Genomic DNA, 10,990 nt, shown 5'->3' on the forward strand with positions numbered 1-10,990 from the left:
GGGGCTGGGTTCGAGGCTGCCAAAGAGGCTGAGTTGTTCTTCTTGGGTCATGGGTGGAGGGGGCGATCGCTATGCTCATAATACAGCCACTTACTAGATCATTGATCATCGATTCCCATTTTGCAGAAGAACTACAGCGCGTCCGGGGACTCGATTAACACTCGCAACTTGTCTGTTTTGGAATCCGGTTGTAGAATTGGTGGGACTAGGGGCGAAAATTTTTCATCCCCACATTAATTACACCATCTAATCAAACGAATTTCATATTGCAAGTTGTTGACATGTAAAATTGATGTGCTAAAATAAACCAGGCTCAAAGCCAAATCAAAAGCAGTATATTTATTTAAATTATCTCAAGTATTTGCCATGTTTTTAAAAAGAGTTAAGATTCCTCATTTTAGAGTTCTTGAAAATGTAGATTTACATTTTGACCCCAGTTTCATTCCGACTATCTTTCCCGTGGGAAGCTTAAACGGAGGGGGAAAAAGCACGCTATTACAGTTAGTTTTTATATTGTTGCATTGCTCATTTGAAAAATCTAGGCATCAGTACCTCAGCAATCTTTTAAGCAAAATAGCAAACAATAATCATAGCGAGATGCCAACATCTATCGCTTATTTTGAGTTAGTTGAAGGTGAAAAAGAATTTTCACTTGAATTTATTCTGTATCCTAGTACTTTTAATGATTTGGATTTTAACTGCTTTTTGGAGATAGAGAATATCAAGAAAGAAATTTCACAAAAGCAAACTTTAAAAAGAAAAATCGCAAGAATTGATTCATTGATTCGTTCTTTTGAAGATCAACTTAATAGTTCAAGTCGAGTTCCTTTAAATGGACATAGGCAATTTCAAAAGATCATGAGAATTTATGAAGAAACTTGTGGACGTTATTCAAAGGAAATAGACTTTATAAAACTTGCAAATATAAAATTTGCAAACCTTCCAGAAAACCATGATGTTAAAGAAACCTTGGATTTTTATAAAAAATCTATTAAATATATGTTGTCAGGGTTAGAAGAAATAGAGATAGAATGGAACAATCTGGAGGAAATGCGATCTTCGATATCTTCAAATATTGAAGAACTTACAGCGTCCTTGCTTTCTGAAAATCTTTTATACATTAGTCATATAACAGATAATATAACAGAGGATAATACTAATGACATAATAGACAAAGATGTTTTGCTGTGTAGAACAACAGAGAGCTTAGATTTTCTAAAAGAAATTTCATCGAAGGTGTATTTAGCCACTCCAATCTCACAAACACTTTTATTTTTGTCTGAAGAATCTAGAAGAAAAGTTTTATCTACAGATAGACATGTTGTAAATAGCTATTTTAATGATGTAAAAATAGCTCAAAACAATCTCCCCGGCTTGTTCGGTTATAATTTCGAGTCTGCAAGTGTTATCTCTAATGCATTTAAAAAAGCAAGGGATAAAGATTTTGAAGAGGCATTAATTATGGGTGAATATGGTGAAAACTTAAAAAAACTAAAGCAAGAGTTGCATGATTTTTTCTTTGGAAAAACGATAACAATAGCACCAGATTTTTCCAGGGTCATCTTCAAGCTAGAAAATAGTGATGAAGAATTGTACGCAGAGGATTTAAGTCATGGAGAACTCAGAAAATTAAGTATTTATCTTTGGCTTCGCTCCAATGAAATCAAAGATTCCGTTATTTTAATGGACGAAATAGAAATCGGTATGCACCCTGATTGGCAATACGAAATTGTTAATGACCTTCAAACATGGTCAAACAACAATCAATTTATTTTGGCTACACATTCATACGAACTGTGTCAAGCTGTAACACCTGCGCACGTGAATGAATTAAATCCAAAACTTATAAAACAGTAAATCGGTAAAAATAATTATGTCTCTTACTGCTGAACAATTTGATGATCATGTTGAATCAATCATGCTCTCCAGTAGGGCTAGAGGAAAAGCTGTAATATTGTGCGAAGGAGATACAGACTCTGTAAAAAATGTTGGCCGTAACCCATCAATGTATAAACAGCTTGAAAAAATCCCAGATGCAAATTTTTATAAAGCCTGTTTGCCGAAGGAAGCAAGAAGGCGACGCGCACCTGTTTTTTTTCCCTGTGGAAGCCGAGCAGATGTGATCAAGGTTTTTTTTGAACTCCATAAATTAGTTGCTTTAGGGAAAGCATCCTATGTCGATGTTAACAAATTATTTGCGATTGTTGATTTGGACATACAAAAGCAAAAGTTAATCATAGAGAATGAAAATGATCAGTTTACAGATGCTCAAGTCATTTATCCATTTTCAGATACTGAAGAAATATTTTTAAATTTATACAATGGACTAGAAATTAATCATGTCTCAAAAGAACAGCACAAAATTTTTGTCACAGGATTAATTCATAAAGAAGCCTATTTTTTATTGCCTGAATTAAAAGAATTCTTCAATGATTATAAACATCCCATCTTGTACCAAGACAACGCTCTAGATTTGTGGGCTTTGTACGATGAAATCCTTAGGGAATCTTCAGCAGACCAAGATCTAAATAAGAATTTAGAATCTGTTCTCAAAAGAATGAGTTTTTTAGATCTAAATTGCCCTACTGTTTCAGAATTATGTCATTCCCTTGAATCAAAATACAAAAATACTGACAAATTGGAGTTTGCTAGGATCATTTTCCTATTCAGGAAAGCAAAGCCTTATTGGGAAAAGATTATTACAGATTTCAAGTTAAACCCAGAACAAGACAACGAAGAGCAAAGCAAAGAACAGGTAGAGCGATTTAGAGAACAATTATCTTTAGAAATAGCAAAATTTTATTCTAGGAAGGATGATAATAATTTTCATTTAACAGCAATCTTTAAATCCATTTACAAACAAGCCTATGGGATTGAACTGTAGCATGAAATCCGCTTAATTCAGATCGTGCAAAGCTCTAGGTGGTTTGGGGGCGAAATTTTAAATTTTGTTGAATTTTGCGCCCCTACGATTGTTTTGCATTGTTTCAATCATCGATATTGTAGGGACGATCTGATGTTTCCGCAGCACGGGGTATGGGTGGGGGGAGGATTTCCAGTTGAGCCACTTGGGGTGTGGCGGGGGTGCGGCGGCGTTCTGATGTGCGCTCTTCGCTGGTGGCTTCCGCTACCACTTCGTAGAGGATCGCTAACTTGTTAGCTTGATTACCTTTGCGTAACACCCGGCCCAATCGTTGCACATATTCCCGCGTTGATCCCGTCCCCGACAGGATGATTGCAATGCGGGCATCGGGAACATCCACCCCTTCATTGAGAACATGGGAGGTGGCGATCGCCCCATATTCCCCCTTTTTAAACCGCTGTAAAATCGCGTGTCTTTCTTTGACAGGGGTTTGATGGGTGAGGGCGGGAATCAGGAAATCTTGAGCGATGCGGTAAACGGTGGCGTTGTCGTTGGTGAAGATTAAGATCCGCTCCGGGTAATGGGTTTCAATTAGTTCCGCCAAAATTCGTAACTTGCCCGTTGTGCCATTGGCGATCGCCTTCGCCTCCTGATGGGCCAACATCGCCCGCCGCCCCGCCGCCGATTGGGCTGAAGCGCGGATAAAATCCTGCCATCCTTGCAAACTGCCGAGGAAAATATTCGCACTTTGCAGGAATTGGTTACGGATCTGGATCGCCTCATCATAGCGATCGCGCTCCTGGGGATCGAGAGCGACCTTAATTTGCCGCACCTCATGGTCTGCCAAGGCCTGACCCGATAGATCCTGCGGTGCTTTGCGGTAAACAATCGGCCCAATTAATTGATCGAGATCCCCATGGGCCTCATCGGCCCGCTCCGGTGTAGCGGTGAGGCCTAAACGATAGGGGGCGATCGCATATTCAGCAATCACCCGAAAAAAATCCGTCGGCAAATGGTGGCATTCATCGAAAATGAGCAGGCCATAGCGATCGCCCAAGGTTTCCGCCTGGATCGCCGCACTGTTATAGGTGGCCACCAAGACCGCCGTGCGATCGTGGGAACCGCCCCCCAATAGCCCCAACTCCACCCCCGGAAAAGCCGCCTCTAACTGGGCATACCATTGATGCATGAGATCCAACGTCGGCACAACAATCAACGTACTGCGGGGCGTGCAGGCGATGGCCAACTGGGCTAAATAAGTTTTCCCCGCCGCCGTTGGCAACACCACCACCCCCTGACGGCCCGCCCGCTTCCAGGCTAATAACGCCTCCTCCTGATGGGGATAGGGGGTTTTTGCCAGTTGGGTTTGCAGTTCAAGGGGTGTAAATCCCTTCGCCTGATCGGTAAACGTCACCCCCTGCTTTTGCAGTGCCTCCACCAAAGGGCGATAATCCTGGCCCCGAATCCGAAATTTTTCAATGCGATCATCCCAAGTGGCATAGTCGAGCCAAGCCTTTCCCGACGGGGGAGGATGGATCAGGAGCGTGCCGCGATGGTAGGTGAGTTTGGGATTGCGGGCCATGGCACTCGGAAACGTTACAAAACGTTACAATAAGCAGGTTGTTGTTCCTATTGTGCCGTGTCTACTGTTGCGCTGTCGCCTTTATCCACTGTGCCGGGCCAAATTTGGCAATGGCGGGATTACCAGATTTACTACATCAAAGCGGGGGACAATGCCCAGCGGCCGCCGCTGCTGTTGGTGCATGGTTTTGGCGCTTCGACGGATCATTGGCGCAAAAATATTGCCGAATTGCAGAGCGATTTTGAGGTGTGGGCCATTGATTTGTTGGGGTTTGGGCGATCGCAAAAACCGGATATTGCCTACAGTGGCGATCTTTGGCGGGATCAATTAACGGATTTTATTGCTGAGGTGATTGGCCGGCCCGTGGTCTTGGCGGGGAATTCCTTGGGGGGTTATAGTGCGCTCTGTGTGGCGGCCCAGCGGCCCCAATGGGCGAAGGGGTTAATCCTGCTCAACTGTGCTGGCCCCTTCACAGCCCCTCCCGGCACACCGGAACCTCCCCTCTGGCGTAAATGGCTGGGCGAGATTACGAAAGGCTTTTTGTTGCAACCATGGGCCAGTTTTTGGCTATTCCAATATCTGCGTCGCCCGGCGATCATTCGTAAAACCTTGGAAAAAGTTTATTTAGATCGCAGTGCAGTGACGGATCAATTGGTGGCGGATATTCATCGCGCTTCCTGCGATCGCGGTGCGTTGCAAGTCTTTAGTTCTGTGTTTAAAGCCCCCCAAGGGGAAAAGAATGATCGGTTATTGGCCCAAATGCAATGCCCCCTGTTGATGTTGTGGGGGGAGGGAGATCCTTGGATGTTGGTGGGCGATCGCGCTCCCAAGTTCCGGGTGGCCTATCCCCATCCTGATCAATACGAGGAGCATTTCCTTCAGGCGGGTCACTGTCCCCACGATGAAATCCCGGCGATCGTCAATGGTCATATTCGCGAATGGGTGCAGGGTTTATCGCGGATTGCGAAAGGATGAGAACGCGACTTCCCCCTTTTTAAGGGGGATTGAGGGGGATCTTTGTCCCTCAAGTGTCTGAGAACGCGACTTCCCCCTTTTTAAGGGGGATTGAGGGGGATCTTTGTACCTCAAGTTTATGAGAACCGCTATAAGTTGACCCACTGTTTCAGGCAGAAAGGAAAAAGATGAGTTAGGGGCGAAAAATTTTTCGCTCCTAATCATCGAGATCATTGTTAATGATCGAGGTGGCGGCTCGGTGGGGGGTATCCCGTTGAAAATGGATCGCTTGGGCGGGAAAATAGATGCGTTGATAGGCCGCCACCGTTGCTTCGGGAGATAGACCTTCTTGGGCGCGATCTATTGCCCGTTGCAGAGCCGTTTCAAAGCTGCATTTAATCCAAAATGAGAGATCATAATGGGTTTGCCATTCACACTTTAATAGATAGATCCCCTCCAGCAAAATGATATCAATGGCTTCAAAGTGATACCAATGTTTCCGATAGTTTGTGGCGGTTTCTTCGGTAAAGTCTGCCTCAAGCTGGAGCGATCGCGCCTGACGCAGCGGCAGCACCAGTTGTGAAAACATCTGCTCAAAGCGAAAGGCATATTGATAGAAATGTTCGGCAGGGTGACTCTGGCTAAAGCGCACGGGGGGCAGATTCAACCAGCCATCAATGTTGATGGTGGCGATCTTGAAGCCTTGGGTTTCTAGGGCCTGGGCGATATGCCGAGCCATATAGCCTTTGCCACAGCCATCAATCCCTGTAATGGCAACGAGCACAGCGCGATCTGAAGTGACAATCCTTCGGGTTTCAGTGATTCGGTGGATAGCAGATTCAAAACTAACATTCATTTTTTAAATTGATCACGATGAATGAGGTTTCATTTTTAACTTCATATCCACCAAACAATCAGATTTTTCCAATAAATTTCTAATCTCTCTTGCTCTATCAATAGCATTCTGCCTTGTACTCAATAGCTCAATTGAAATAACATAGAGATTCTTATCTTCATTGACTGTATCGAGAAAAAAATTCTGATTAAGATTATTCAATTCTTTTTCAGCATTAACAGCCCTGATTTTTGCAGCTTGCTCTGAAAATTTCACGATTCGGTTTTCGATTGTCAGTCTTAACTCTTTTTCAGAAAGTGAAACAAGGTGATCAATATCTTGAAATAAAAGTTTCTCATCAGATCCAACTGCTTCAATGATTTCATACTTGCGTAAAACCTGTTGACTTTCTTGATCAATTGTATTTTTAAGATTCTGTACTAATCCTGCTAACACATTTCTGACAGTGGACATTGGCTTACCCTTGATGGCTAACTCATATTGATAACGCTGCAAGTATTTGCTATTATCTAACCGAGAATAGATTCCTGGCCTACAATTAATATGGCCTTGAATCTGCTGAATTGATGCAGTTATAAGTTCATCCCTAATTTGTTGCTTTCTAAATTTAATTTGCCGTTCCAATCTTAAACGAGCTTGCCTAGCTTGCTCTGATATTTGATCAAGAGCAGTAAACAGCAACTGAATTTCTTGTGTTTGTTGAATGGCCTTGATTTTTGCATCTTGAATCGCTTCTTCAGCTTTTTTCAATAACTTTGCATCTTGTGTTGCTACAGCAAAATCCTCATCCGTCATTAATTTCATATTAATGGACTTGATTTTCTGTAAAAGAGAATCTTTCCAGAGGGGAAAATTACTATTTTGAATTTTGCCCGATATTTGAATTTCTAAGTTTCTCATGATTTCTCGTAGCCATAACTATTCAGTAGACAATTGCCAGTTACCTAGCACATTGATGGTTATGGGAAGTTGAACTTCTTGCACAGCCAAATTTTGAAGTAAATATAGCACATGAATATCGAGGCGGTAAAATAGCCAGGCGTACCCTACACAAAACTTCATAATCTGGTTCAAGCTCCACCCATTAAGGCTCTTGAGTTACTGAATCTTGTCCAGGATCAGGCGAATGTAGATTTAGCATCAAATTGTTGAAGCGACTTTCCTAAATTTATGTCATATGAAATCCGGCTGTATCGTTGGATCTGCGTAGGGGCGAAAAATCTTTCGCCCTTACACCACCTATAAGCTCTACACAATCTGATTAAGCAGATTCCATATCAGACGGTGTGTGCGCCCCTCCATTCCCCCGGAAGCGATGCCCACAGATGGGCAAAACTAACTCCTTCCATTGACAGCATGATTTCTTTGATCGTCTTCAAAATATCAATAACCGCATCGCGATCTTTATTGCTGGACATAAATTAATTTTGCTGATTCTAAAATATGCTTTTTGCGACTCCAGTTGTGGCTAGCAATAACCTCATTAAATATGAGCAAATCAACAGAGTTTTGGCATAATTCCTCAATCTCTATCTTCATTTTTGCCCTCCGCAATAAACTCATATTGGTACTGGGAAGATAACAAAAAAGAAAATCAATATCACTTCGATCAGTTCCATGTTGGCGAAAATCATCCCGCAAAATAGAACCAAAAACAGCCAATTTAGCAATATACCACTTCCGACAAAACTGAGAAAGTTTTAGCGGCGTAGTTTGGAGCCGTTGATAAATTTGCGTTATCCCACAGTCCACAACATCCATCTCCCGCTCATTGGCCCCAGGAAAAGTGATGCCCATGCCATCGTTATCCTCTCCCCCTTTCCACACCAGTTCTGTGGACTGTGGCGAGAGGGGATGGGGGTTGGGGCGGCTATCGGTAGACTGTTGGGACATAGAAACCCACAGAGGTGAAAAGGTCTGCCCCCATATTATAGCTACTGCCTTCAATGCCGCCTCCCCCAGAGCTAAAGATAGATTAGATCGCCCATCCCCCCTCAAGTAATGCCCACAGATTCGCTAGGATAAAGGGCAAATCCTTGAGGAGAACTGATCATGCGGATGCTACACACGATGTTACGAGTTGCGAATTTAGAAGAATCCCTCAAGTTTTACTGCGAGGTGTTGGGGATGAAGCTATTGCGGCAAAAAGACTATCCAGGGGGAGAATTTACCCTTGCTTTTGTGGGCTATGGCGATGAAGCCGATCATACCGTGATTGAACTCACCCATAACTGGGGAACCGACCAATACAACATTGGCGATGGTTATGGCCACATTGCCCTCGGTGTAGAGGATATTTACAAAACCTGCGAGGAGATTAAAGCAAGGGGCGGTAAAGTCGTGCGGGAACCGGGGCCGATGAAACACGGCACAACGGTGATCGCCTTTGTGGAAGATCCCACTGGGTACAAAATTGAATTGATTCAACTCAAGGGTTAGATCCCCCCTGCCCCCCTTTTTAAGGGGGGTTCAAAAGTACGCTCGTTATACCGATGGAGGCAGAAGCCTTCCATAGCGTATTACCTCCCTTATTAAGGGGGTCGGCGCAGCCGGGGGGATCCTCAGCCTTGGCTCCAGCAGATCCCCCCTCCCCGCTTGAAATCCAAGCCTTAACCTTGCTACCTTAAATAAGGCCCCTAACCCCAACCGCCTTGACCCCCGCTGAAACCCTCGACCTCCTCGACTGGCCTCGCCTCTGCCAACAGTTGGCGACGTTTACTGCTACCAAATTGGGGGCGATCGCCGCCCGTCAGTTGCCCATCCCTGCCACCCAAGGGGAAACCGAAAACCTCTTGCGCCAAACCCAAGAAGTCTACAGCTTAGAAATTCACCTCACCGCTGGCCTACCCTTCAAGGGTATTGAAGACATTGGCGATAGTTTAGAGCGGGCCGGCCATCAGGGGATGCTCTCCGGCATAGAACTGCTAAACATTGCCACCACCCTCGCCGGAGCGCGACAACTGCGGCGGGTGATTGAAGAACAAACGGAAACTCCCACATTGCAGACATTGGTGGCGGATCTTCGCACCTATCCAGAATTAGAACAACAGATCCATCATTGCATTGATGAACGGGGGGATGTCACCGATCGCGCCAGTGTTAAATTGGCAGAGGTGCGGATGAAGTTGCGCAGTCAGCGCGATCGCATCCATGAAAAACTACAACGCATCATCCAACGCCAGGGCAATGCCCTCCAACAACCCCTAATTACCCAAAGACGGGAACGCTTTACCCTCCCCGTTAAAGCACCCCAAAAAGACCAAATCCCCGGCATTGTTCACGATACCTCCAGCACCGGCTCCACCCTCTACATCGAACCCCATAGCATTGTTGAAGCGGGGAATCAATTACGACAAATCCAACGGCAAGAACAGCGAGAAATTGAAATCGTTTTGCAGGCCCTCACGGCGGAAATTGCCGCAGTTCAAGAGGATTTAGAGCAACTTCTCGCTACAGTGACGATCCTTGATTTAGCCACTGCCCGCGCCCGCTATAGCCTGTGGCTCGAAGCCAATCCCCCCCGCTTTCTCCCCCCGGATCAACCGATGACGTTGCGGGAACTGCGCCATCCCCTTTTGGTGTGGCAACAGCGCCATGAACAGGGCCGGGCGGTGATTCCCATTGATATCCAAATTCGCCCGGAAATTCGCGTCGTCGCCATTACCGGCCCCAATACTGGCGGTAAAACGGTGACATTAAAAACCTTGGGGATGGCGGCGTTAATGGCGAAGGTGGGGCTATTTATTCCGGCGCGGGAGCCGGTGGAATTGCCTTGGTTTGATGGTGTGTTTGCAGATATCGGCGATGAGCAATCTTTAGAGCAGAGCTTATCGACATTTTCGGGACATATTCGCCGCATTAGTCGCATTTTAGGGGAGATGACTCCGGCTTCTTTGGTGTTGCTCGATGAGGTGGGGGCGGGAACCGATCCCACCGAGGGGAGTGCGTTGGCGGCGGCCTTGCTCCATTATTTAGCGGATCATGGGCGATTGGCGATCGCCACCACCCACTACGGCGAACTCAAAGCCCTCAAATACCAAGATCCCCGCTTTGAAAATGCTTCGGTGGAGTTTGATCAAGCCACGTTAGCCCCCACCTATCGCCTCCTGTGGGGGATTCCGGGGCGATCCAATGCTCTGGCCATTGCCCAGGGTTTGGGGTTGGATGGGGGGATTATTGCGGCGGCGCAAGCACAGATGGGGTCAGGGGTGGAGGATGTTAACCATGTGATTGCTGGGTTGGAGGCGCAACGGAAGGAGCAGGAGGAAAAGGCCCAGGTGGCTACGGCGTTGGTACAGGAGGCGGAACGGTTTTATCAAGAAGTGTCCGAACGGGCGCGGCTGTTGCAGGCGCGGGAATTGGCCTTGAAACAATCCCAAGAGGAAGCGGTGACGGCGGCGATCGCCGCTGCTAAGGCGGAAATTGCCCAAGTGATCCGCACGCTCCAACAGCAAAAACCGACAGGCCAAGCTGCCCAACAGGCCACGATGGGGCTAGAGGCGATCGCCCAAACCCACCTCCCCAAACGAGAACCCCGCCGTCCCCCCAGTTATTTCCCCCGTGTTGGGGAACGGATCCGCATTCCTCGGTTAGGGCAGACGGCGGAGGTGTTGGCCATTGAGGGGAATCAGAAGGCGATCGTGCAATTTGGCTTAATGAAAACCACGGTTAATCTCAGCGAAATCGAATCCCTCGACGGCAAAACTGTTGATAACCCCCAACCCCCCCCAAACCA

At 45.9% G+C, this 10,990-nt stretch carries 9 protein-coding genes; 5 read left to right on the top strand and 4 right to left on the bottom strand.

The window, feature by feature from the left end:
- Positions 1 to 366: 366 nt before the first annotated feature.
- Both VB712_RS13770 and VB712_RS13775 read left to right on the top strand, forming a co-directional pair.
- Positions 367 to 1,857, top strand: a complete 1,491-nt coding sequence (locus tag VB712_RS13770; RefSeq protein WP_323255658.1) for an AAA family ATPase — start codon at positions 367 to 369, stop codon at positions 1,855 to 1,857.
- A gap of 16 nt (positions 1,858 to 1,873) precedes the next feature.
- Entirely contained in the window at positions 1,874 to 2,884 is a 1,011-nt protein-coding gene (locus tag VB712_RS13775) for a hypothetical protein (protein ID WP_323255660.1), read from the top strand.
- 103 nt (positions 2,885 to 2,987) lie between these two features.
- Here VB712_RS13775 and VB712_RS13780 read toward each other — a convergent pair whose 3' ends face one another.
- Complete coding sequence (locus VB712_RS13780; protein ID WP_323255662.1) at positions 2,988 to 4,445, bottom strand: DEAD/DEAH box helicase family protein; 1,458 nt, start codon at positions 4,443 to 4,445, stop codon at positions 2,988 to 2,990.
- Positions 4,446 to 4,502: 57 nt separating this feature from the next.
- On the opposite strand from VB712_RS13780, the gene VB712_RS13785 reads away from it, so the two are divergent.
- On the top strand, positions 4,503 to 5,420 hold the full coding sequence (locus tag VB712_RS13785) for an alpha/beta fold hydrolase (RefSeq protein ID WP_323255664.1): 918 nt from the start codon (positions 4,503 to 4,505) through the stop codon (positions 5,418 to 5,420).
- A 196-nt stretch (positions 5,421 to 5,616) separates the two neighbouring features.
- Here the strand turns inward: VB712_RS13785 and VB712_RS13790 are convergent, their stop codons facing one another.
- The 3 genes from VB712_RS13790 to VB712_RS13800 form a co-directional block, all read right to left on the bottom strand.
- Positions 5,617 to 6,183 carry a hypothetical protein gene (locus tag VB712_RS13790; RefSeq protein WP_323255666.1) on the bottom strand — a complete coding sequence of 189 codons (567 nt, stop codon included), beginning with the start codon at positions 6,181 to 6,183 and terminating at the stop codon, positions 5,617 to 5,619.
- 84 nt (positions 6,184 to 6,267) lie between these two features.
- A complete protein-coding gene (locus VB712_RS13795) occupies positions 6,268 to 7,155 on the bottom strand; it encodes a hypothetical protein (RefSeq protein WP_323255668.1) in 888 nt (295 codons plus the stop codon).
- 504 nt (positions 7,156 to 7,659) lie between these two features.
- Positions 7,660 to 8,148 carry a nucleotidyltransferase family protein gene (locus tag VB712_RS13800; protein ID WP_323255670.1) on the bottom strand — a complete coding sequence of 163 codons (489 nt, stop codon included), beginning with the start codon at positions 8,146 to 8,148 and terminating at the stop codon, positions 7,660 to 7,662.
- Between the two features lie 159 nt (positions 8,149 to 8,307).
- On the opposite strand from VB712_RS13800, the gene gloA reads away from it, so the two are divergent.
- Complete coding sequence (gene gloA / locus VB712_RS13805) at positions 8,308 to 8,694, top strand: lactoylglutathione lyase (protein WP_323255672.1); 387 nt, start codon at positions 8,308 to 8,310, stop codon at positions 8,692 to 8,694.
- A gap of 212 nt (positions 8,695 to 8,906) precedes the next feature.
- Positions 8,907 to 10,990: endonuclease MutS2 (locus tag VB712_RS13810; RefSeq protein ID WP_323255674.1), on the top strand; the 2,084-nt coding region annotated here is incomplete at its 3' end.

The sequence above is a fragment of the Spirulina sp. CCNP1310 genome, assembly GCF_034932185.1.
Lineage (GTDB): Bacteria > Cyanobacteriota > Cyanobacteriia > Cyanobacteriales > Spirulinaceae > Spirulina.